The sequence below is a fragment of the Mariniflexile sp. HMF6888 genome, assembly GCF_044335535.1.
Taxonomy (GTDB): Bacteria; Bacteroidota; Bacteroidia; order Flavobacteriales; family Flavobacteriaceae; genus Mariniflexile.
The window spans coordinates 1-477 of the sequence record NZ_JBIQVZ010000030.1; the positions used below are offsets into that span (position 1 = coordinate 1).

The following is a 477-nucleotide window of genomic DNA, read 5'->3' on the forward strand; positions in this document are numbered from 1 at the left end:
GTCATCCCATCTGTAAACGCCGTTCCCGCTACTGGATTTTGAGTGATGGCTGGATTTGGGTCTTGATTATCCGTTGCCGTTACCAATCCCGTATAATCAGGAATTGAAGTTGTATTACAAGCCAGTTCTTGATCTGGGGGACACGTGATGGTCGGGGCCTCTGTGTCTGGTATTACATTGATAACAAATTCACAAGAACCAATATTGTTGCTGGAATCTGTTACCTTCATTGTAATGGTCATCCCATTGGCAAATGCAGTTCCCGGTGCCGGACTTTGTACTATGGTTAAACTTGAATCTGGATCACAATTGTCTGTTGTCGTTACCAGACTTGTATAGTCAGCAAGCGTTGAACCTACTGCTAAACTCTGGGCTGAAGGACACATAACTACTGGTGCTTCAGTATCTGCTGCTGTATTGACCGTGAATGTACAGCTGTTGGCATTGTTACTGGCATCGGTAGCCGTTACGGTAACC

At 45.3% G+C, this 477-nt stretch carries 1 protein-coding gene; it reads right to left on the bottom strand.

Annotated features, from left to right (window positions below; genetic code table 11):
- Positions 1–477 (bottom strand): HYR domain-containing protein (locus tag ACGLWY_RS18660; RefSeq protein WP_396621189.1); only part of this gene is annotated, 477 nt, incomplete at both ends.